Below are 21,706 nucleotides of genomic sequence, written 5' to 3' on the forward strand. Positions count from 1 at the left end.
GGGTATGCGCCTGGCGACCTGGAACGTCAACTCGGTGAAGGCCCGCCTACCCCGGCTGCTGGAGTGGCTGGCCGACACCGGGCCGGACGTCGTCTGCCTGCAGGAGACCAAATGCCCGGACGGCGCCTTCCCGGTGACCGAGGTGGGCGCGCTGGGCTACACCGTGGCCAGCCACAGCGACGGCCGGTGGAACGGGGTGGCCATCCTGTCCCGGGTCGGGCTGGGCGACGTCCGGGTCGGGTTCGCCGGTGAACCCGGCTTTCCCGAACCGGAGGCCCGGGCCATCTCCGCCACCTGCGACGGGGTGCGGGTCTGGTCGGTGTACGTGCCCAACGGCCGGACGCCGGACGACCCGCACTACGCGTACAAGTTGGCCTGGTTCGCGGCGCTGCGCGACGCGCTGGACGCGGAGCTGGCCGGCGGGTTGCCGCTGGCGGTCTGCGGCGACTTCAACGTCGCCCCGACCGACGCCGACGTCTGGGACCCGGCGGTCTTCACCCACTCCACCCACGTCACCCCGGCCGAACGGGCAGCCCTCGCGGCGCTGCGCGACCTGGGCCTCAGTGACGTCGTGCCCACCCCGATGAAGGGCCCGCACCCCTTCACCTACTGGGACTACCGGGCCGGCATGTTCCACCAGAACAAGGGCATGAGAATCGACCTGGTGTACGCGTCCGCGCCGTTCGCCCGAGCGGTCCGCTCCGCGTACGTGGACCGGGAGGCCCGCAAGGGCAAGGGCCCCTCCGACCACGCGCCGATCGTGGTCGACGCGGACCTGGTGCCCGCGGTCGAGACGTTCTGAGTGGCTAGGGTGGGCAGATGGCAGTTGTGAAGATCAACGCAATCGACGTCCCGCCCGGTGGCGGCGCGGAGCTGGAGAAGCGGTTCGCCGCGCGGGCCGGAGCGGTGGAGAACTCCCCCGGCTTCCTCGGCTTCGAACTCCTCCGCCCGGTGGCCGGCGAGACCCGCTACTTCGTCTACACGAAGTGGGAGAGCGAAGAAGCGTTCCAGGCGTGGGCCGCCGGCCCCTCGCGCGCCGCCCACGCCACCGCCCCCGGCGACAAGCCCCGTCCACCGGTCTCCACCGGCGCCAGCCTGCTGGAGTTCGAGGTGGCGCTGCACGTCCCCCAGCCCTAGCCACCTACCTGCGGGCAACGGCCCGGTTTGACAGTCGAGGTCATGCGACGACCGGCCGGTGACGCCAGGCGGCGATCGCCGAGGTTCACCGCAGCGGTCGCGACCCGCCTCACGGAATGAGGAGGGCCTTGCCCGGGATCGCGCGCGCCTCCATCGCGCGGTGAGCTTCAGCCGCGGAGGACAGTGGGTACTCGCGTGCGATCACCGGGCGGATCCGCCCTTGCACCGCCTCGGTCAGGGCCCTGCTCGCGAGCTGCACCATCTCCGGTGCCTCGAACTGAACGTCCGCGATGCCGTACAGATCGATGCCGCGCGCCTGTGCACCCTGTAGGTCGGTCTTGGCGAAGTCGCCACTCGCCGCCCCATGGGCCGAGACCCGCCCGCCGTCGGCGACCAGAGGAAAGGCGTCGCTGCCCAGATCTCCCCCGACGCCGTCCAGCAGCACATCGACAGACATACCGCCAAGGGCTTCGCGTACCGCGTCGGTCCATCCATCACCGGAGTAGTCGACGACAGCGTCGGCGCCGAGCCGTCGCACCAGTGTGAGCTTGTCAGCGCCACGGGCCGCTCCCACGACCTGCGCACCGAGACGGTGTGCGAGCTGAACGAGCAGCGTTCCCATGCCGCCCGCAGCCCCCAGGATCAGCACCCGGTCGCCCGGCTTGACGCCGACGCCGTCGATGATGCCCATGGCGGTCACGCCGTCGTGTGCGAGACCAGCCGCTTCCCGCAGGCCCAGGCCGTCGGGGACCGGCACCAGTCGGTCGACGCCGGCCCGAACCAGTTCAGCGTATGAACCCCGCGTTCCGGCACCCGCAACGACCTGGCGGCCGAGCCAGGACGCAGAGACACCCGGACCGGTGGAAACAACCGTTCCCGCCGCTGCGCCGCCCGGTACGTACGGCGGGGTAACACCGAACATCTCACCCCAGCCACCGCGGATCTGAGTTTCCAGGTAGATCGTGTCGACAGCCTCGGCCCGAACGATGACCTCCCCCTCCCCGGCTTGCGGATCGGGTAGGTCCACCGGGATCAGAACCTCCGGACCCCCGTACCGAGAAACCTGAATCGCCCGCACGCATGTCTCCGATCAGCACAGTCCGACGGTTCGGTTCCGCCTCGACACCTCGTGTCAACGACGCTAGGACTTAAATATTGGTTGAAGTCAAGCGGGAGGTTGGGAGACCGATGGCGGAGTTCACGGGGACGTCGGAACCGCGCCGCCATACCCTCAGATGCACTCAGGCCCGCACCACGGCCGAATCGCGCCGGACCGGCTGTCTCCGTTGATAGCGTCGAGGCGGCCCGAGCGGTAGCTGGCCCGGCGCCCCCGCCGACTTGATCCACTCGGGTTCAATGAAACCGGGGTGTCCTGGTCGGCCCGATAGCGCGACTTCAATGATCCCGAGTCGATCAACGGCCGCGACCGAGGAACGGCCGACCGGACAGGCCGACGAGCAGGCGAGCGGACGGCCCCGCCGGCCTGGCCGGGGTCGGCCTCAGGACTTGCGGGAGGACTGGAGGGTGGCGAAGGCGATGACGTTGTCGGCGTAGCCGGTACGGCCCCCGATGAACTGCCCACCGCACGTGATCAACCGCAGCCCGGGTGGCCCGTCGTGGCCGTAGATCCGCTCGGCGGGCAACTGGTCCTTCGGGAAGTGTTCGACGGTGTCGATTCGGAACACCACCACCGACTCGTCCGCCCGAGCCACCTCGATCAGGTCGCCGGGGTGCAGCTTGGCCAGGTCGTAGAAGACCGACGGGCCGGTCTTCGTGTCCACGTGCCCGACGATCACCGCAGGGCCAGGCTCACCGGGCGTGGGCCCCCGGTCGTACCAGCCGGTCTCGTTGTGCCGCTCCAACGGCGGTACGGCGATCGAGCCGTCCCGTGCCTGCCCGACGGGCGCCACCGGCGCGGCCACCTTGATCGCCGGCACCGAGAGGCGCACCGGGCGACTGGCCGACAACCCGACCGACTCACTGCGGGCCGGCCGGTCGCCGCCGGTCGGGGCCAGGTCGAAGGGGCCGACCGAACGGCCCAGCCCGGCCCCGGTGGCGAAGACCCCGGCCAACACCAACACCACAGCCAACGGTACGGACCAGGGGCTGCGACCCGAGGGACGACTACGCCGGGGGGCAACGGCGGTCGGCGGACGCGCGGCCACCGACGGGCGGTCGGGATCCGGCGGGCGGCTTGGATCCGGCGGGCGGTCAGGTTTTGGCGGGCGGTCGCCCGGCCAACCGTCGTCCAAGGGCAGCCGAACGTCGTCCGGCGGCGACGCGGGACGGCCGGCGAACGGCTGGCGGGCAGCGTCCGGCGGCGACGCGGGACGGCCAGGCGCCGGCGGGCGTGAACCGGCCGGCGGGGGCGTGGGGCGGAAGATCTCCATGGCGGGCCTCAGCGACGCGCGGCGGCTCGGGGGCGGCGCAGCGCCATCACGGCGAGGACCAGCCCGGTGATGATCAGCGCCGCGCCGCCGGGCAGCAGCAGCTTGCCGGTCATCCCGCCGCTGCTCCCACCGAAGCCGGTCGCCGGACCACGGCTGGGCTGGACGGGGACCTTCTTGACCACCTGGAGCATTGTCGAGGCGGTCTCGCCGTCACGGCACTCCAGCTTGACCCGGTAGTTGCCGGGGCGGGTGCGCTCGCGGACCATCGGCGCGGCGGTGAGCACCCCGCGCTGCGGCTGCACGCCGACCGCCCCGAAAGCGTCGGAGACCACGGTGGCGCCCACCGAGTTGTCCCGACAACTGGCCCGAATGCCGACCAGGTAACCGGGCTGCACAGTGCTGGGGCTCACCTCGACGAAGATGTCCACCGCCGGAGTCGGTTGAGGCCTTCCGCCGGGCGGCCCTTCGGGCTGCGGCGCGGGCGCGACGGCAACAGCCCACTCGGACGCGGGCGCGACGGCGACGGCCCACTCGGACGCTGGCGCAACGGCAACAGCCTGCTCGGGCACGGCAAGAACGGCAGCAGGCCGCTCGGACACGGCAAAGACGGCGACGGCGGGCTGGGATGCGGCAAGGGCAACGGCGGCAGGCTCAGGCGCGGCGAGGGCGGGCGTGGCGGCCAGCAGGGGGCCGGCCAGCACGGTCACCAGCGACAGGGTCACGACGCCGCGGGTCACTGTCACGATGCCCCCTCTCGACGCCGTGCGGCCGGGTCGGGCGGTGGAGCACCCGACCTGCCGTACCAGTTGGATCCTCTCATTTCCGGTCGCACATCACATCCGATCCGCCGGCGGCGTCGCGTACGCTCGGGTCGCTGTGACCGCCACCGACCATGACCCCGCCGTCCCGCCCGCGAGCCGGACGATCCGCACGTTCCACCCCCGCCGGGGTCGGATGAGCGACCGGCAGACCGACGCGCTGAGCCGGCTCTGGCCCGCGTACGGCCTGGATGTGCCGGACGGGCCTGTGCTGCCCGTCGACCTGGCCGACCTGTTCGGTCGCCGGGCGCCCGTGGTGCTGGAGATCGGCTCGGGCATGGGCGACACCACCGCTGCGATGGCTGCCGCCGACCCGGATCGAGATTATCTGGCGGTCGAGGTGCACACGCCGGGAATCGCCAACCTGCTGCACCTGGTGGAGCGCGATGGCCTGCGCAACGTACGGGTGGCTGAGGGCGACGCGTTGTCCCTGGTAAACGGCTTGCCCGAGGGTGTGTTGGACGCCGTGCACGTATTCTTCCCGGACCCGTGGCCGAAGTCCCGCCACCACAAGCGGCGGATCATCCAGCCGACGCACGTGGCGCTGCTGCGGTCCCGGCTGCGCTCCGGCGGAATGCTGCACTGCGCGACCGACTGGGCCGAGTACGCCGACGTGATGCGGGAGACCCTCGACGCGGACCCGGAATTGGTGGACACGTACGGCGGCTTCGCGCCGCGGCCGGCGCACCGACCGGTGACGAAGTTCGAACGGCGGGCGATCACTGCCGGTCGGCCGGTCGCCGACCTGCTGTACCGCCGACGGTGACCGACGAAACGCCCGAACCGGAACGCGGCGGGGCGTTCGGGATGCCCGGACGGGGGTCCGGTGCAGGCCGGGTTGGCGTACCGGGGCATGATCCAGGCACCATGGACAGGCTATGACGCTCACCGCCGCGCTGCCGACAAGCGCCGACCCCGACACCCTCTTCGACGCGTTCGCCGGCTGGGCGAAGGAGCGCGGCCTCGACCTCTACCCCCATCAGGAAGAGGCGGTCATCGAGATCGTCTCCGGCGCCAACCTGATCATGAACACGCCCACCGGCTCGGGTAAGAGCCTGGTGGCGATCGCCGCGCACTTCGCGGCCCTCGCCGACAGCCGGACGACCTTCTACACCGCACCGATCAAGGCCTTGGTGTCGGAGAAGTTCTTCGCGCTCTGCGAGGTCTTCGGCGCCGAGAACGTCGGCATGCTCACCGGCGACGCCAGCGTCAACGCCGACGCCCCGATCATCTGCTGCACCGCGGAGATCCTGGCGAACCTGGCGCTGCGCGAGGGCACGAAGGCCGACGTCGGTCAGGTGATCATGGACGAATTCCACTTCTACGCCGAACCCGACCGGGGCTGGGCGTGGCAGGTGCCGATCATCGAGCTGCCGCAGGCCCAGTTCATCCTGATGTCCGCCACTCTGGGGGACACCACCCGCTTCGTCGACGACCTGACCCGGCGCACCGGGCGGCCCACCGCCGTCGTGCGCACGGCGGAGCGGCCGGTCCCGCTCATCTTCTCGTACGCGATGACGCCGCTGCACGAGACGCTTGAGGAGCTGCTGGAGACCAAGCAGGCCCCGGTGTACGTGGTGCACTTCACCCAGGCCGCCGCACTGGAACGCGCCCAGGCCCTGACCAGCGTCAACGTCTGCACCCGCGCCGAGAAGGACATGATCGCCGAGGCGATCGGTGGTTTCCGGTTCACCGCCGGCTTCGGCAAGACGCTGTCCCGGCTGGTCCGGCACGGCATCGGCGTGCACCACGCCGGCATGCTGCCCAAGTACCGCCGCCTGGTGGAGACCCTCGCCCAGGCCGGCCTACTCAAGGTCATCTGCGGCACCGACACCCTCGGCGTCGGCATCAACGTGCCGATCCGGACCGTGCTGTTCACCGGCCTGTCCAAGTACGACGGGGTCCGTACCCGGCTGCTGAAGAACCGGGAGTTCCACCAGATCGCCGGGCGGGCCGGCCGGGCCGGCTACGACACCATCGGCCGGGTCGTGGTGCAGGCCCCGGAACACGTCATCGACAACGAGAAGGCTCTCGCCAAGGCCGGCGACGACCCGAAGAAGCGGCGCAAGGTGGTCCGCAAGAAGCCGCCGGAGGGCTCGATCGGCTGGGGCCAGCCCACCTTCGACCGACTCGTCGACGCCGAGCCGGAGCCACTGACCTCCAGCTTCCAGGTCAGCCACTCGATGCTGCTCAACGTCATCGGCCGGCCCGGGGACGCGTTCACCGCGATGCGGCACCTGCTCACCGACAACCACGAGGAACCCGCCGCGCAACGCCGACACATCCGCCGCGCGATCGCCATCTACCGGGCCCTGCGGGCCGGCGGTGTCGTCGAGGAGCTGCCCGAGCCGGACGAGACCGGCCGGCGGATCCGGCTCACCGTCGACCTCCAGCTCGACTTCGCCCTCAACCAGCCGCTCTCCCCCCTGGCCCTGGCCACCATCGAGCTGCTCGACGCCGAGTCCCCGTCGTACGCCCTCGACGTGCTGAGCGTGATCGAGTCGATCCTCGACGACCCCCGGCAGATCCTCTCCGCGCAGCAGTTCAAGGCGCGCGGCGAGGCGGTCGCCGCCATGAAGGCCGAGGGCATCGAGTACGAGGCCCGCATGGAGCTGCTCGACGAGGTGACCCACCCGAAGCCCCTGGCCGAGCTGCTGGAGGCCGCGTACGAGATGTACCGGCAGGGGCACCCCTGGGTCGCCGACCACCAGCTCTCCCCCAAGGCCGTCGTCCGCGACATGTACGAGCGGGCCATGACCTTCACCGAGTACGTGCAGTTCTACGGGCTGACCCGCTCGGAAGGTCTCGTCCTGCGCTACCTGGCCGACGCGTACAAGACGCTGCGCCAGACCGTGCCCGAGGACGCCAAGACCGAGGAGCTGATCGACCTCATCGAGTGGTTGGGCGAGCTGGTCCGCCAGGTCGACTCCAGTCTCATCGACGAGTGGGAGCGGTTGCGCAACCCGTCCGACGTGGCCGAGGTGACCCAGGCGCACGCCGCCCTGACCGATCGGCCGCCGGCGGTGACCCGCAACGCGCGGGCGTTCCGGGTGCTGGTGCGCAACGCGCTGTTCCGACGCGTCGAGTTGGCCGCGCTACGCCGCTGGGACCTGCTCGCCGAGTTGGACGCCGAGGACGGCTGGGACTACGACGCGTGGGCCGACGCCCTGGCGCCGTACTTCGAGGCGTACGACTCGATCGGGGTCGGGCCGGACGCCCGCGGTCCGGCGCTGCTGATGATCGAGCAGGGCCGGGAGCGGTGGACCGTACGGCAGATCTTCGACGACCCGGACGGCGACCACGACTGGGGCATCAGCGCCGAGATCGACCTGGTGGCCTCGGACGAGGTCGGTGCGGCGGTCGTGCGGATCACCGACGTCGGCCAGCTCTAGGAAGGTCTCGACGGAGTTGAGCAACCGTGTTCGTCGGGGCACCGCGACGGTGTCCCGACGAACCACCCGCCTGACGCGCCACGATCGGCAACTCAGCTTCATGACCAGCACTTGGGATAGTGCAGGCGATCCGGAAGCTTTTTTCACCATCTAATAGGTCAATTCCCCGCGACGTCACGAGCGCTCGCATTGTTGGCGAATTCAGCGGTAATGGCAGTACCTAATCCAGGTCCGCTCGCGCCCTGCCGAAGAAACGTACCTTCGAACACCAGTCGGCCATGTTCGCATAGCGGACCGCTCGTGTGATGACCAATCCGAAGGTGGCAGATAGCAGCTTTTCAGGCGGCTGCATGTCAGAGTCTGGGACGCCATGACAATTGTGTTTACAGATCCACCATCTTCTATCACGATGGATTTCGATCCAATTCTCTACAGCGGGGAGATCCGATGAGAAGATCGAAAGCCATGCGCGCTTCGGCGTTATTGGTCAGCACACTGACCCTTGTGACGGCCGAGGCGGCGCTCCACGTGCCAGCCGCCGGCGCGACCACCGGCTCGATCGACACGCAGGTCGATGTCGCCACCGCCGACATCCTGGCTGGTGCCGCAGAGCAGTCGCTGGAGCACCGGGCGACCGCGATCGTGGGGACTTCCACGGCGACGATGGCGCCGGCCGCGCTCGCCGACGGCATGGTCGCCGTCGACGCCCGCCAGACCGCGCGGGAAGAGACCATGGCCACGGCGATCCGCGCGCACCGGAGCTGGCTACGTTCCGTGGGCGAGGGATTCACCGGTGCGGACACGTCGCTGGCCGTGGAACGGATCGGCCGATCAGGTGATGTCGTCACCATCGACGCCAACGAGACGACGATGCTCTCCTACGCGAAGATCCGCGGCGACGAGCCGCCGACGACCGGGTACACCGCCCGTCACACCTTCGTCTTCCGCCAGGACGCAGCGGGCCGCTGGCAACTGACCGAGGACCGGCAGCTCGAACCGACTGGCCTGCTGCCACTCCGGACGGCCGAAACGTTCGTCCATGGGGACGCGCAGAAGGCAGGCTCGCCGCCAGCGGCCCCGGCTGCGAGGGTCCCGATGGGGACTGAAACGCCAGCGGCGACAGCCAGGCCCGCCGTCATGGGTCCGACAAAGGGCTCCGGGATGGTTGCGCTGGCATACAATTACGGCGCGATGGCGACCTATCTGGAGCGTTACTGGTCCAGCTACAACACTGCCTACCGCTCGTTCAGCGACGTCGGCGGTGACTGCACCAACTTCGCGAGCCAGGCGCTGCGCGCAGGTGGATGGTCCGATGACCTTGGGTGGTACCGGGACTCGGCAAATTGGTGGTACAACTCGGCGAACGAGACATGGTCCTGGATCAACGTCAACTCCTGGGCAAGCTTCGCCTACAGCTACAGCGGGCGCGTCACCAGCCTCAGCAACGTCTGGTACATGGGGATCGGCGACGTACTACAAGTCGACGGTTCCAGGGACGGCAGCAAGGATCACACCATGATGGTGTCCTATGTTAGCGGCGGGACGCCTTATCTGACGTACCACACGACTAACCGTTACCGGCGATCCATGAACCAGGTGCTGGCCGACTGGGGCAGCGCCAACTACTACGCAGGACGTACATGACACTTTTGATTTCCCGAACGGCGGCGAGGATTGTTGCTCTGACTCTCCTTGCCGCCGTCTTCGGCGGATGCGGTGGTCCGGACGAGTCGTCGAATCCGGACCCAGCGACCCTCCGCGGCTATGCGGAGACGTACGTGTCGCTGCTGCAGGCGAAGGACGAGCCCGGGCTACGCCAGCACCTCGGCAACGATGCGCACCCAGGGGATTCGGCCGAGCGGATCACGGCGTACGGCGGCAGAGGCTGGACGCTGTCCGAGGTGTCGTGGAGCGCCCTGACCCCGAGGGCGTACGCGCTGTCAATGGTCGTCGATGGCCCGTCCGGTCGCACGACCTGGCGACACAACGTGGAGTGGACCGGCGGCCGCTGGATCATGGCGCCGCTCGACGCACCGCCTGCTGGAGCCTCGACCGAGAGCCCGGGGTGACCTCTCCCCCGCCACCACACCGGCTGGATGTGGCCACCCAAGATCGCCTTGGTGCCGGCAAGCTCCGCCACGCGCCAGGGGTCCTTCTCGGTCACGACGATTGAGTCCTCGCAGACGTGCGGATCTCCGGACTTGCCCAGCACGAACTGCTCCATGATCGCCACAGATTTGATACTCGCCTACGACGCTGAACCGCCTCGCTCCGGACGGTGCCACCTCACGGCGGATCGCCCTCACCTGGGGGCAGCGGCCTGAGTCGATGGTGTCGATACCGGATCAACGTCACGCGGCCTCGGCACATTCATGAATGAGCCTTCCACCCGCTCCACCGAACGCCCTGGGCTGACCGCCGCCCGGGACTACCTCCGACTCGGTAAGGGACAGGCCAGTCAACGGGCACGCCGGCCAACTCGCAACGAGCAGCGGTACGCACCGCCTCGGGGATTTTCCTACCCCGGTCCGGGGTGCCAGCACTACCGACACCGAGATTCCGCCTCGATGAGGATTAGCAAACCTCGACCTACAGGAGGGTTCCATGGCAACGACGATCTCCCGGCGTACGGTGCTGGCCGGGACCGCAGCAGGTCTGTTCGGCGCGACCCGCGCCTCGGCGGTGGCAGAAGCGGCGTCGACGGACATTACAGCTGTGACCGGAGTGACGACGATCGACGCCGTCAACGGCATTCGGCGTACGCAAAATGTTCTGATCCGCGGGAACCGCGTCCTTGATGTGGGCGACCTCCGCAGGATGCCGGTGCCGGAGCGCGCGCGGGTCATCGACGGCCGCGGTAAGTTCCTCATCCCGGGCCTCGCCGACATGCATACCCATGCCACCGAAATCGACCCGTACGACCCGGAGATGTACGTGGTCAACGGCGTCACAACCGTGCGGCAGATGTCATCGAGCAACGCTGTCCGCGGCTGGCGTGCCGACATCTCCTCGGGCACCCGGCTGGGGCCACAGTTCCTGATCGGCAGCGCGATACTGGACGGCGCACCCTCACTGTGGGAAGGGCTCGGCCCTCCCTATGTCGCGGTGGCCGACGCCGACCAGGCCAGAGCCGCGGTACGCCAGGAATCCGGCGCTGACTTCCTCAAGACCTACACCCGGCTCAGCCGCGAGTCCTTCCATGCGATCGCCGCCGAGGCTCGCCGCATCGACCTGCCGTTCCTAGGGCACGTCCCTGACTTCGTGCCGGTCACCGAGGCGAGCGACGCCGGGCTGCACAGCATCGAGCATCTCTTCGAATTCTGGTACGACACCTCCCACGACGAACGGCGACTGCGCCGGGAGATCTCCCGCATCAAGGTGGCCGGTGGCGACTACGCCGGATGGTTCACCGGCCTGCACCCGGTCGAGTACGCGGCAGCCCGCAGCTACAGCCGGGACCGAGCCGCCAGGGTGTTCGAGCGGCTGGCCCGTAACAACACTCACGTGACGCCCACCCTCGTCCTACACCTGACCTGCGATGTGCCGCAGCAGGTGCAGCACAACGACCCACGCTTCCGGTACGCCAGCGCGGACACGCTCGGGTATTGGCAGTGGGCGACCGAGAACTTTTATCTGAAGGGCCGCACTCCCCGCGAGAGCGCCGAACGCGAGGAGCTGTTCGAGCGGCGCCTGCGGCTGGCCGGCGAGCTGGCCCGGGCCGGCGTGCCACTGCTGACCGGCAGCGACCTCGGCACCGCCTACCTGTTGCCGGGCTTCAGCGTGCACGACGAACTGCGTCTGCTGGTCCGGGCCGGTCTGACCCCGGCGCAGGCGTTGCGGGCGGCGACGCTGGAGCCGGCCCGCAGCCTCGGTCAGCGCGATCGGGGCGCAATCGCGCGTGGCCAGATCGCCGATCTGGTCCTGCTCGACGCGGACCCGATGCACGACATCAGCAACGTGAGCCGGATCGACAGTGTGTTCGTCCGCGGTGAGCTGATCGACGCAGCGGCCCGGCAGCGTCTGCTCACCGAGATCGAGGAAGCGTTCCAACGCAGGCCCCGCACCGGCGCACTGCCGGCTGCGGCCTGCCCGTGCGGCTAGGTTCTTGTCCGTGGACGAGGTGCAGCGATCATGGACTTCGTTCGATGAGTTGGGGTCCACCCGTCGAGGTTGCCGTCGAGCGCGCCATGGCGGCCAGTGAGGCATGAACTCAGGCCGCCGTCCGGCCTTGTGAAGAGACCGTAGGCCGCCAGAGGTGCAGCAAGACGGACACAGTGTGTCACTTGGCCCGGACGCTCGTGCCACCAATTCTGCCAGTTATCCCGAACCGTGCCAGGTGCCTGCAGACAGGACAGTACCCCTACTTTCACTGGGCAACGTCAGACCCGTCGATTAGAATGTATGTACTAATCGAGTTCCTGACCTGGGAGGACGCCCGTGACCGCGCCCGCCTCCACGCCCCTCACCCCCTACGCCACACTGCTCGGTTTCACCCGCTACGTCGACCGCACCGGCCCCACCAAGGCGACCTTCGTGGGCGGGCTGCGCAAGCAGCGCGCCAGCCGGTCCGGCTTCAACCCGCACGGCCAGTTCGTCAAGGCGCTCAAGGCCGACATCGCCTTCCACACCGGCGGCACGCACCTGGCCGGGGTGGCCGACATCGTCAAGCCACGATGGCGCCCGCTCTACCAGGCGCTCACCCCCGGCGCCACGACGTGGCTGCACTCCCTGGGCGAGCCAGCCGCCGTCGATCTCGCCCAGACCCGCGACGCCCTGGCCATGCTGGGCGACCTACCCGTCAAGATCAACCCCCACTTCGGGGTACGCCACGCAGACGGCCGCGCCGAAGCGGTCCGCCTGCACTTCGACGAGGCCCCACCGAGCGAGGAGTCGGTGCTCGCCACCCTGCACCTGATGGCCCGCCACATGGACGCGGTGCTGCCGCACGCCGAGCCGGTCCTGGTCGACGTCCGCCGCGGCCTGGCCCACCGCATGCCCACCGACGCCAAGCCCGACCAGATCGAACGATGGCTCTCCGGCGAAGCCGCCGCCTTCCGCGCCATCTGGTCCACCGCCGCCTAACCCCACCCCCGCTCTCCGCACCCTCGACGCTCCACGCCCTCCACCACCCACCCGCCCCACCCGCCCCAGGCGCCCCATGCGCCACGCGCTCCACGCGCCACGCGCTCCACGCTCCACGCTCCACGCACTCAGGCCCCACGCGCTCCACGCGCCTGCCCGGCAAGATCGCGCTCGATCCTGGATGTAGTGGCCTCCGCTTCTCGGGAGGCCACTACATCCATGTTCCAGCGCGATCATGGGGATAACGACGCGCATCGGCGCCGGTGTGGTGACTGTGGTTATCCACAGGGGCAGCGTGACGCGAAGAGGTTCGGCCAGCCTGAGGCCATGCCGAAAGTTCCTCGTCGGCCGCCGCAGTTGCGGGGTCGGATCTTCCGTGGCTCGACCGCCATCTCGCGAGGCCTACTGACCCGCAACGAGCTACGCAGCTCGGCGTGGCGACCGCTCTTCCGCGACGTCTACGCCGATGCCCAGATCGCAGTCACCCACACCATGAGATGCACCGCCATCGGACGCTGGCTGGTACCACCCGGTGCGGCCATCGCAGGGCGCGCTGCCGCCGGCCTGTACGGCTGCGCGAAGCCCGGCGCGAGCGAGCCGGTCGACGTTCTCGTTCCCGCCGCCACCCGGATCGGCCCGACCGCCGGCATCCGGGTCCACCACGGAGAGATCGATTCCGGCGACACCGTGGACCGGGCCGGGGTCACGGTGACCAGCCCGGCGCGTACCTGCTGGGACCTGGCCCGTTGGCTCGATGTGACCGAGGCGGTGGTTGTCATCGACGCCATGCTGGCCAACAGGCTGACGACCGCACCAGCCCTGCGCGAGTACGCGCTGAGCCGGGCCGGTCGACGCGGCTGGCGATCGCTGCTACGCGCGGTCGACCTGGCCGACGCGGGTGCGGAGTCCCCCCAGGAGTCCCGCACCCGGGTCGGGCTGGTGCTCGCCGGCCTGCCGAGGCCGGAGACGCAGTGGGTCGTGGCCGATCAGGGCCGGTTCGTGGCCCGCCTGGACCTGGCCTGGCCGCAGTTCAAGGTCGCGGTGGAGTACGACGGACTCTGGCACGACGACCCCGAGCAGTTCCATCGGGACCGCCAACGCCTCAACCGACTGCTCGGCGGCGACTGGATCGTGCTGCACCTGACCGCCAAGCGCCTCCGGGACGACTTCGACGGGTTCCTCGCCGAGGTCCGAGCCGCCCTACGAGCACGCTCGCGCTCCCCCCGGTGACGATGATCGCGCTCGAACATGGAAATAGTGGCCTCCCCCGTCTTGGGAGGCCACTATTTCCTGGATCAAGCACGATCATGTGCCGGCGCACGAGTGCGCGGGGCGCGCGGGGCGTGCCTCGCACGAGTGCGCGGGGTGCGCGGGGCTGCGCGGGATGCGCGGGGTGCGCGGGGTGCGCGGGGCGCGGGGCGCGCCTCGCACGAGTGCCCGGGGCGTGCCCCGCACGAGGGCGCGGGGGGAGCGCCTTCGCGCGGCAGCGCCCGGCGGGGTGTCAGGCGGCGGGGAGGTACTTGGTCAGGTCGTCGAGGATCTTGTTGGCGGCGCCGACGCCGATGCCGGTCATCCAGACCTCGTCGGAGACGGGGTACGCCTTGCCGGCCTTGACCGCGCCGAGACCCTTCCACAGCGTCCCGCCGGCGACCTTGGTCTGCTCGGCGGCGGCCTTGTCGCCGTACGCGGTCACGAAGATGACGTCACCGTCGACCTCGTTGATCCGCTCGGGGCTGACCAGGTCGAAGCGCTTGTCCTCCTTGCTGGCGAGCAGCTGCCGGTCGGGGCGGCCCAGGCCGGTGTCGCCGATGACGATGCCGGAGAACGAGTCCGGGCCGTACACCCGGATGTTGCCGGGCAGGAACCGCACGATGGAGACCTTGCGCGCGGCGGCGTCGCCGAGCGTCGCGCCGAAGTCCTTGGCCCGCTTCTCGTACGCGCCGAGCAGGTCCTTGGCCTGCTGCTCGCGGCCGAGCGCCTTGCCGTCGAGGAGGAGGTTGTCCTTCCAGGTGATGCCCACCTTGTCGGTGAACACGGTCGGCGCGATGGCGGCCAGCTCGTCGTAGAACTTCTCCTGGCGGAACTTGCTGCCGAGGATGAGGTCCGGCTTCAGGGCGTTGATGGCCTCCAGGTCGGGCTCGGTGAGCACCCCGACCTCCTTGATGCCGGCGAGCTTGTCCGCGCCGAAGTACGTGGGCCAGCTCTTCGCCTCACCGGCGGTGGCCGCGCCGACGGGCGTGATGCCCAGCGAGAGCGCCGTGTCGATCTTGTCGGTGTCCAGCACGACGACGCGCTTGGGCTCGGCCGGGACCTTGGTGGTGCCCATGGCGTGGGTGATCTCCCGGGTGTCCCCGGTGGTGGAGCCGGCGACCGGGTCGCTCTCACCGCAGGCGGTGAGGCCGGCGCCGAGGGCGACGGCCGCGGCGAGAGCTGCGACGAGACGACGCATCAGAGTCCTTTCGAGGGGTGCGAACCGGCGAGCGGGTTGGCCGCGTCGCCGGTGGCGGGTCGGGCGTCCGGTACGGACGCCGTCGACGAATCGGGGTCCTTCGCGCCACCGGACGCGGCGACCGGGCCGCCCGCACCACCGGAAGCGGCGCCCGCACCACCGGACGCGGCGACCGGGCCGCCCGCACCACCGGGCGAAGCGACCGGGCCGCCCGACGCGGCAGCGGGAGCGGGAGCGGGAGCGTTGCCACCGGTGTACGCGGGCACCACCAGCGGCGCGCCGGTCACCGGGCAGGGCACGACCACGCAGGCCAGCCCGAAGACGTCGCGGACCAGGTCGGCGGTGAGGATCTCCCGGGGCGGGCCGGCGGCGACCACCGTGCCGGCGCGCATGGCGACCAGGTGGTCGGCGTAGCGGGCGGCCTGGTTCAGGTCGTGCAGGACGGCGACCACTGTGCGGCCCCGCTCGGAGCGCAGCCGGTGCAGGAGGTCCAGCACCTCCACCTGGTGGGCCAGGTCGAGGAAGGTGGTCGGCTCGTCCAGCAGCAGGGCGTCGGTGTCCTGGGCGAGGGTCATGGCGATCCACACTCGTTGCCGCTGACCGCCGGAGAGGCTGTCCACCGGCCGGTCGGCCAGATCGGTGACGTCGGCGAGGGCCATTGCCTGGTCCACCGCCGCGCCGTCCTCCGACGACCACTGCCGCCACCACCGCTGGTAGGGCTGTCGGCCGCGCCCGACCAGGTCCGCCACGGTGACGCCCTCGGGCACCAGCGGGCTCTGCGGCAGGACGCCGAGGCGGCGGGCGACCTCCCGGGTCGGCAGCTCGCGGATGGCGGTGCCGTCCAGCAGCACCGTGCCGCGGCGGGGGGTGAGCAGCCGGGCCATCGTGCGCAGCAGGGTGGACTTGCCGCACGCGTTGGGTCCGACGATCACGGTGAACGCGTCGGTGGGCAGGTCGAGGTCGAGCCCGTCGAGCACGGTCCGCTCGTCGTAGCCGGCGACCAGGTCGCGGGTGGAGAGCATCACACGACTCCTTGAGGCGTCACGACGACCGCCGCCGGCCACGCAGCAGCAGGAAGATCAGGTACGGGCCGCCGATCGCGGCGGTCAGCACACCGGCGGGTAGTTGGGTGGGTGCGAACAGGCGCCGGCCGGCCAGGTCGGCCAGCACCAGCAGGAGGGCGCCGAGCAGCGCCGCGCAGACCAGCGGTGGTCGTTCGGCGCGTACCAGGCGACGGGCCACCTGCGGGGCGACCAGCGCCACGAAGTCGACGGCGCCGACCTGGGCGGTGACCATTGCGGCGACGAGTACGCCGGTGCCGGCGAGGCCGATCCGACGGGCCACCGGGCGCAGCCCGACGCCCCGGGCGGTGTCGTCGTCCAGGGCGGTGCTGTTCAGCGCCCAGCCGGCCCAGGCCAGCACCGGCAGCAGCACCAGCAGCGTGCCGGCGATCCAGGCGGCCTCGGTCCAACCCTTGCCGGCCAGGGTGCCGATCAGCCAGATCTGCGCGCGCAGTCCGTCGATGGGGTCGGCGGTGAGCATGACCACCTCGGTGAGCGCCCGGAAGCCGAACGCGACCGCCACCCCGGCGAGCACGAACCGCTGCGCGGCCAGCCCGTGCCGGGCACCGAGAGCGAACAGCAGCACCGCCGCGAGCAGCCCGCCCACCAGCGCGGTGGGCGCCACCAGCACCGCGGCCATTCCGCTGGTCAGGGCCACGGTCGCGGCGAGGCCGGCGCCCTGGGTGATGCCGATGACGTCCGGGCTGGCGAGTGGGTTGCGGGCCACGCTCTGGATCAGCGTGCCGGCCACGCCGAAGGCGGCGCCGGCCACGGCCGCCAGCACGACCCGCGGCAACCGAAGATCAAAGACGACGAGGTCGTACGGGGTGCCAGCTCCGGAGAGGGCGCGCAGCACGTCGGCCGGGGCGACGTACGGGGTGCCCAGCGAGAGGCTGAGCACGACGGCCAGCAGGAGCAGCACGGTCAGCACGGCGGCCACCAGTACCGCGCGACGGCGGATCAGCAGGCTGACCGGGCCGACCCGCAGCAGCGACCGCCCCGCGAGCCGGGCCTGCCCGGCCGGCTCGGCGAGCCCAGCCGGGCCGGACACCGCACTGGAGCCGGCCGCACCCGCCGGGCCGGACACCGCACTGGAGCCGGCCGCACCCGCCGGGCCGGACACCGCACTGGAGCCGGCCGCACCCGCCGGGCCGGACTCCGCAACCGGGCCGGCCGCACCCGCCGGGCCGGACTCCGCAACCGGGCCGGCCGCACCCGCCGGGCCGGACTCCGCAACCGGGCCGGACAGCGCAGCCGGGCCGGACAGCGCAGCCGGGCCGGACAGCGCAGCCGGCGCCGAGCCAGCGCCGGACACCGCAGCCGGCACCGAGCCAGCGCGGGCAGCCGGGTCAGGAGAGCCGTCCGGGCTCGACGGGCGGGGCGGGTCGGTGGGGTCCGGGAGGCGCTGGGTGGTGGTCACGCGGTCACCACCCGGGCGCGGCGGACCAGCACGGCCAGCAGTGGCGCGCCGATCAGCGCGGTGACGATCCCGGCCGGGATCTCACCCGGCGGGGCGACGAGCCGACCGACGATGTCGGCGGCGAGCAGCAGCGCCGGCCCGAGCAGGGCGGAGACGGCGAGGGTCCAGCGGTGGTCCGCGCCGACCAGGGCGCGGGCCAGGTGCGGCACGGCCAGCCCGACGAACGCGACAGGTCCGGCGGCGGCCACCGCGGCACCGGTCAGCAGCACGGCGGCGAGGCCACCACCGAGGCGGACCAGACCGATCCGGTGGCCGAGACCACGGGCCACGTCGTCGCCGAGGGCCAGCGCGTCCAGGCCCCGGGCCACCAGCGCGGCCAGCACCAACCCGACGAGGACGAACGGCAGCACCTGCGCGGCGACCGACAGGTCCCGTCCGGCCAGCCCGCCGACGACCCAGAAGCGGTACTCCTCGAAGGTGCGGGCGTCGATGCTGAGCAGCGCGTACACCCCGGAGGCCAGGCTGGCGTCGAGCGCCGCGCCGACCAGCGCGAGGGTGACCGGGCTGGCGCCCTCGCGGGCGCGGGTGGCGATGGCGAAGACCAGCAGCCCGGCGATCAGGGCCCCGGCGATGCCGAACCAGACGTACCCGGCGAGCGTGCCGACGCCGAAGACGGAGATCGCGAGCACCACACCGAACGACGCGCCCGCGCTGATGCCGAGGATGCGCGGCTCGGCGAGGGGGTTGCGGGTGAGCGCCTGGAACAGCACCCCGGCCACGGCGAGCGCGAGCCCGACCGCGAGGCCGAGCGCGGTCCGGGGCATCCGCAGCTCACGGACGATGGTGCTGGCGTCGCTGCCGTCCGGCGCAACGAGCGCGTGCCAGACCTGGTCGACGCCGAGTTGCCGGCTGCCGAGCGCGAAGCTGGCCAGCACGGTGAGCAGCAGCACCAGCGCGGCCCCGACGGTGACGGCCACCCGGCGGCCGGTACGGGTGCCGGACCGGTTACGGGCCGGGGTCGGCCGGGCGGCGAGGGTCGTCACGAGTCTCCTGCACGTTCATGCTTAGGTTCGCCTAACCTTAGCCGAGCTGCAGAAAGGGGCCTAACCGGCGTCTGTCGATGCCGTCCCGGGTCTCCCCGCCCCGTCCGACGAGCCACCGTCCCCGGCCGCCGCGCCACCGCGCGGCAGCACGTTCAGCGGTCGCATCATCTCGTTGTCCTCGTGCTCCAGAAGGTGGCAGTGCCAGGCATACCGACCCGGGAGGTCGAAGTGCGCCTTGATGCGGGTCACCTCCCACGGGTACGCGAGCACCGTGTCCATCCACCCCCGATCCCCGGGGCCCGGCTGCGCCCTGCCGGAGTGCCCCCGCCCGAGCAGCTCGAACTGGACCTGGTGCAGGTGGACCGGGTGCACGTGGTGGGTGAAGTTGCGCACCTCCCACACCTCGGTGTCGCCGAGGGTGGGCTGCTCGGTCGCCGGGTCGCTCCAGCGCAACGGCAGACCCCGACCACCCTCGTCGAGGACGCCGAGCAGCATGACCGTCGACCCGCCGGACCTGCGCTCGTTGAGCGACAACCGGCGTACCCGTTGAGCCGCTCCGAGCCGAGGGTGTGACGGGAGCCGTAGCTGCTCCGGTGGGACGCTCGGGTCCGCGCCGGTCGCGTCGGTGACCACGAACCGCAGCACCTGCCCGGTGGTCTGCGGGTCGGCCGGCGGGAAGTCCACCCCGGGGCGACCGCCGCCGTACATCCCGTCCGGCCCTTCGTTGACGAGATACAGCTCGGTGCCGGCCGGAACGTCGGTGAAGTCGACGATCGCGTCGACCCGCTGGGCGGGGCCGAGTGACACGCGTTCGTGCGGCACCGGCTCCGGCAGGAAGCCGCCGTCGCTGCCGATCTGCCAGACCGGCAGCACCGGCCGGGCCGGCCGGGCGGTGGCGTTCGCGGTCACGCTGAGCAGGAGGAATCGGCTGTTGCAGCCGTTGAGCAGCCGGAACCGGTAGCGCCGGCGCTGCACGGTCAGCGTGGGCCAGGTACGGCCGTTGACCACCATGGTGGAGCCGGAGAACCCGGGCACCCAGGTCGGCGGCCCCTCGCCGCCGGAGTACCGAGTCGGGTAGTGCAACTCGCCGTCCGCGGTGAAGCTGCGGTCCTGGATCATCAGCGGGATGTCGTGGTACGAGGCGTTCGGCGGATCATCCCGGGTCGGCGTCGGGCCGGGCAGTACGCCGTCCGCCAGGTCGTCGCCGCCGAGCAGGTAGAACCCGGCGGGCCCGGCGTAGACGTTCTCCCGGGTGAGCCCGAGCGTGTGGTCGTGGTACCAGAGGGTGCACGGCCGCTGGTCGTTCGCGTACTCGAAGGTGGCCGAGCCCGGCGCCCAGCGCAGGCCGGACCGCTCGGCGAACCGGGCCCGGAACTCCCGGTACGCGCTGCCGGACACGGCGAAGCCGGGCGGCAGGTCGCGGGCGACCGGCAAATACCACGCCTCGGAGTGCCCATCGCTCTCCTGGGAGCTGTGCGCGCCGTGCAGATGCACCACCTGGGGCACCGGCCCGCGATACCCCTGCGGGCTGCCGTCCCACTGCCCATGACGGTCCCGGTACTCGATGCCACCGGCCGGGTTGGCCCAGTGCAGGGTGGGGTCGACCGGCAGCAGGTGCGGCAGGTGGTCGCCCCGGTCGTCGACGAGCTGGTTGACCCAGGTCACCCGGACCGGTCGGCCCACCCGGGCCATGATGGTGGGCGCCGGGTAGCCGAAGCTGCCAGGGTGGGCGGTGGAGCCGTAACCCCACACTGTGGTGCGCGGCCACGAGGGCGGCAGGATCTGCTGGCGGAACTGTCGCACCGCGATCTCGTACGTGTCGCACTCGGGATCGGTCGCCGCCGTCGGCATGGCCGGGGGGATCCGCAGCGGCGTGACGTACTTCGGGATGTCACGGGCGTCCAGCGACGCTGCCGCGGCGAGCGCCCGGCCCGAGGCCGCCCAGCCCGCCGGCATCAGCGCCGCCGCGCCGCCGGTGGCACCGGCCGCGAGCAGCCGACGTCTGGTGACCATGCCGCACCTCCCAATCGCTCCGAACCTCGATATGAGAATGAGATTCGCGGACGACCACAGGACGGACAGATGGCGGATGACACCCAGAAGAGGGACATTCGCCTCATAGGGTGGGAGCATGCGATTCGACCAGCACACGGTCGTCCTGCTGACCCGGCCGTCGGATCCGCCGGAGCTGCCGCAGGACGCGATCGACCGGTTGCGGGACACGCACCTGGCCCATCAGGCGGGCCTCGTGCAGCAGGGGCTCGTGCTCGCGGCCGGCCCGTTCCTGCACCCAGACGACGAGCAGCTACGGGGTTTCGTGGTGCTGTCCATCGCCCCGGACGAGGCACGCGCGCTGTTCGCCAACGACCCCGCCGTGCGGGCCGGTCGCCTGGTCGCGCGGGTCACGTCGTGGCTGCTACCGGAGGGCACCCTGCGCTTCGAGGGCGTGCCGGTGCCGCAGTCGATGCTGGAGGCAGCCTCCGGGGACTGACCCGGGCCCGGTCAGCCGGCCGAGCCGCTGCCGGTCTCCGCCGGCACCTCATCGAGCGGGACCACCCGCAGGGCGTCCATCGGGCCGACGACCACCCGCAGTTCCGGGAAGTAGTCCCGCAGCACCTGCTGGCACCGGTCACAGGGCGCGACGACCTCGCGGCCACGGTCGGCGACCGTGACGATCGTCTCCAGCGCGGTGACGCCCTGCGTGGCGGCCGTGCCGATCACGACAAGTTCCGCGCAGGCCCCTCCGGTGGCGTGCTGGACGTTCACGCCGGTGAAGACCCGCCCGTCCGCGGTCCGGGCCGCCGACGCGACCGTGTGGTGCTGGCTACGGCAGCGCAGCTTGGAGACCGCCGTTGCGGCCTGCACCAACGCGCGGTCGGTGTCGCGCATCTCCATCCGGCTCCCCCAGCGCTCG

The 21,706-nt window shown here is 71.2% G+C and carries 18 protein-coding genes and 1 pseudogene; 10 read left to right on the forward strand and 9 right to left on the reverse strand.

What is annotated here, in order from left to right; translation table 11 throughout:
• The first annotated feature begins 4 nt into the window (after nucleotides 1–4).
• Entirely contained in the window at nucleotides 5–802 is a 798-nt protein-coding gene (locus ACFYP0_RS18110) for an exodeoxyribonuclease III (protein ID WP_124854513.1), read from the forward strand.
• A 17-nt stretch (nucleotides 803–819) separates the two neighbouring features.
• Nucleotides 820–1,137, forward strand: a complete 318-nt coding sequence (locus tag ACFYP0_RS18115; protein ID WP_124854512.1) for an antibiotic biosynthesis monooxygenase family protein — start codon at nucleotides 820–822, stop codon at nucleotides 1,135–1,137.
• Between the two features lie 109 nt (nucleotides 1,138–1,246).
• Here the strand turns inward: ACFYP0_RS18115 and ACFYP0_RS18120 are convergent, their stop codons facing one another.
• The 3 genes from ACFYP0_RS18120 to ACFYP0_RS18130 form a co-directional block, all read right to left on the reverse strand.
• Complete coding sequence (locus ACFYP0_RS18120; RefSeq protein ID WP_355501370.1) at nucleotides 1,247–2,164, reverse strand: zinc-binding dehydrogenase; 918 nt, start codon at nucleotides 2,162–2,164, stop codon at nucleotides 1,247–1,249.
• Between the two features lie 472 nt (nucleotides 2,165–2,636).
• The gene (locus ACFYP0_RS18125) at nucleotides 2,637–3,302 is read right to left on the reverse strand and encodes a class F sortase (RefSeq protein ID WP_124854510.1); all 666 of its coding nucleotides are present in this window, start codon (nucleotides 3,300–3,302) and stop codon (nucleotides 2,637–2,639) included.
• Nucleotides 3,303–3,535: 233 nt separating this feature from the next.
• Nucleotides 3,536–4,273, reverse strand: a complete 738-nt coding sequence (locus ACFYP0_RS18130) for a hypothetical protein (RefSeq protein ID WP_355501431.1) — start codon at nucleotides 4,271–4,273, stop codon at nucleotides 3,536–3,538.
• A gap of 130 nt (nucleotides 4,274–4,403) precedes the next feature.
• Between ACFYP0_RS18130 and trmB the strand changes: the two genes are divergently transcribed.
• The 7 genes from trmB to ACFYP0_RS18165 all read left to right on the forward strand — a co-directional run bounded on the left by trmB (nucleotide 4,404) and on the right by ACFYP0_RS18165 (nucleotide 14,049).
• Nucleotides 4,404–5,111: a tRNA (guanosine(46)-N7)-methyltransferase TrmB gene (trmB, locus tag ACFYP0_RS18135; protein ID WP_386996813.1), complete on the forward strand. Its 708-nt coding sequence runs from the start codon at nucleotides 4,404–4,406 to the stop codon at nucleotides 5,109–5,111.
• 112 nt (nucleotides 5,112–5,223) lie between these two features.
• On the forward strand, nucleotides 5,224–7,737 hold the full coding sequence (locus ACFYP0_RS18140; RefSeq protein ID WP_356981001.1) for a DEAD/DEAH box helicase: 2,514 nt from the start codon (nucleotides 5,224–5,226) through the stop codon (nucleotides 7,735–7,737).
• Between the two features lie 447 nt (nucleotides 7,738–8,184).
• The gene (locus ACFYP0_RS18145) at nucleotides 8,185–9,381 is read left to right on the forward strand and encodes an amidase domain-containing protein (RefSeq protein ID WP_356981003.1); all 1,197 of its coding nucleotides are present in this window, start codon (nucleotides 8,185–8,187) and stop codon (nucleotides 9,379–9,381) included.
• A gap of 134 nt (nucleotides 9,382–9,515) precedes the next feature.
• Entirely contained in the window at nucleotides 9,516–9,806 is a 291-nt protein-coding gene (locus ACFYP0_RS18150; RefSeq protein ID WP_355501364.1) for a hypothetical protein, read from the forward strand.
• Nucleotides 9,807–10,341: 535 nt separating this feature from the next.
• Entirely contained in the window at nucleotides 10,342–11,838 is a 1,497-nt protein-coding gene (locus ACFYP0_RS18155; protein WP_355501361.1) for an amidohydrolase family protein, read from the forward strand.
• Between the two features lie 336 nt (nucleotides 11,839–12,174).
• Nucleotides 12,175–12,819 carry a hypothetical protein gene (locus ACFYP0_RS18160; protein ID WP_112678528.1) on the forward strand — a complete coding sequence of 215 codons (645 nt, stop codon included), beginning with the start codon at nucleotides 12,175–12,177 and terminating at the stop codon, nucleotides 12,817–12,819.
• 327 nt (nucleotides 12,820–13,146) lie between these two features.
• Nucleotides 13,147–14,049, forward strand: coding sequence for an endonuclease domain-containing protein (locus tag ACFYP0_RS18165; protein WP_355501358.1), 903 nt, complete (start codon nucleotides 13,147–13,149; stop codon nucleotides 14,047–14,049).
• Nucleotides 14,050–14,320: 271 nt separating this feature from the next.
• Here ACFYP0_RS18165 and ACFYP0_RS18170 read toward each other — a convergent pair whose 3' ends face one another.
• From ACFYP0_RS18170 to ACFYP0_RS18190, 5 genes and pseudogenes are all read right to left on the reverse strand, one after another.
• Nucleotides 14,321–15,268 (reverse strand): ABC transporter substrate-binding protein, encoded by a 948-nt coding sequence (locus ACFYP0_RS18170; protein WP_356980850.1) that lies wholly within the window; start codon nucleotides 15,266–15,268, stop codon nucleotides 14,321–14,323.
• Nucleotides 15,269–15,519: 251 nt separating this feature from the next.
• Nucleotides 15,520–16,290: pseudogene (locus ACFYP0_RS18175) on the reverse strand (ABC transporter ATP-binding protein); the annotation flags it as partial.
• 19 nt (nucleotides 16,291–16,309) lie between these two features.
• Nucleotides 16,310–17,749 (reverse strand): iron chelate uptake ABC transporter family permease subunit, encoded by a 1,440-nt coding sequence (locus ACFYP0_RS18180; RefSeq protein WP_386996817.1) that lies wholly within the window; start codon nucleotides 17,747–17,749, stop codon nucleotides 16,310–16,312.
• Nucleotides 17,746–18,792 carry a FecCD family ABC transporter permease gene (locus ACFYP0_RS18185; protein WP_356980854.1) on the reverse strand — a complete coding sequence of 349 codons (1,047 nt, stop codon included), beginning with the start codon at nucleotides 18,790–18,792 and terminating at the stop codon, nucleotides 17,746–17,748. The genes ACFYP0_RS18180 and ACFYP0_RS18185 overlap by 4 nt, the downstream gene beginning before the upstream one ends.
• A gap of 60 nt (nucleotides 18,793–18,852) precedes the next feature.
• A complete protein-coding gene (locus tag ACFYP0_RS18190; RefSeq protein WP_356980856.1) occupies nucleotides 18,853–20,805 on the reverse strand; it encodes a multicopper oxidase family protein in 1,953 nt (650 codons plus the stop codon).
• A gap of 118 nt (nucleotides 20,806–20,923) precedes the next feature.
• Between ACFYP0_RS18190 and ACFYP0_RS18195 the strand changes: the two genes are divergently transcribed.
• Nucleotides 20,924–21,283, forward strand: coding sequence for a YciI family protein (locus ACFYP0_RS18195; protein WP_124854301.1), 360 nt, complete (start codon nucleotides 20,924–20,926; stop codon nucleotides 21,281–21,283).
• Between the two features lie 11 nt (nucleotides 21,284–21,294).
• Here the strand turns inward: ACFYP0_RS18195 and ACFYP0_RS18200 are convergent, their stop codons facing one another.
• Nucleotides 21,295–21,687, reverse strand: coding sequence for a cytidine deaminase family protein (locus tag ACFYP0_RS18200; RefSeq protein WP_355501346.1), 393 nt, complete (start codon nucleotides 21,685–21,687; stop codon nucleotides 21,295–21,297).
• Between the last annotated feature and the right edge of the window lie 19 nt (nucleotides 21,688–21,706).

This window comes from Micromonospora arida, assembly GCF_042873195.1.
Lineage (GTDB): Bacteria > Actinomycetota > Actinomycetes > Mycobacteriales > Micromonosporaceae > Micromonospora > Micromonospora arida.

What these genes read in the sequence shown, in the direction of transcription:
- ACFYP0_RS18110 (WP_124854513.1), top strand. Translation starts at nt 5, where the DNA reads ATGCGCCTGGCGACCTGGAACGTCAACTCGGTGAAGGCCCGCCTACCC.
- ACFYP0_RS18115 (WP_124854512.1), top strand. Translation starts at nt 820, where the DNA reads ATGGCAGTTGTGAAGATCAACGCAATCGACGTCCCGCCCGGTGGCGGC.
- ACFYP0_RS18140 (WP_356981001.1), top strand. Translation starts at nt 5,224, where the DNA reads ATGACGCTCACCGCCGCGCTGCCGACAAGCGCCGACCCCGACACCCTC.
- ACFYP0_RS18145 (WP_356981003.1), top strand. Translation starts at nt 8,185, where the DNA reads ATGAGAAGATCGAAAGCCATGCGCGCTTCGGCGTTATTGGTCAGCACA.
- ACFYP0_RS18155 (WP_355501361.1), top strand. Translation starts at nt 10,342, where the DNA reads ATGGCAACGACGATCTCCCGGCGTACGGTGCTGGCCGGGACCGCAGCA.
- ACFYP0_RS18165 (WP_355501358.1), top strand. Translation starts at nt 13,147, where the DNA reads ATGCCGAAAGTTCCTCGTCGGCCGCCGCAGTTGCGGGGTCGGATCTTC.
- ACFYP0_RS18170 (WP_356980850.1), bottom strand. Translation starts at nt 15,268, where the DNA reads ATGCGTCGTCTCGTCGCAGCTCTCGCCGCGGCCGTCGCCCTCGGCGCC.
- ACFYP0_RS18190 (WP_356980856.1), bottom strand. Translation starts at nt 20,805, where the DNA reads ATGGTCACCAGACGTCGGCTGCTCGCGGCCGGTGCCACCGGCGGCGCG.
- ACFYP0_RS18195 (WP_124854301.1), top strand. Translation starts at nt 20,924, where the DNA reads ATGCGATTCGACCAGCACACGGTCGTCCTGCTGACCCGGCCGTCGGAT.
- ACFYP0_RS18200 (WP_355501346.1), bottom strand. Translation starts at nt 21,687, where the DNA reads ATGGAGATGCGCGACACCGACCGCGCGTTGGTGCAGGCCGCAACGGCG.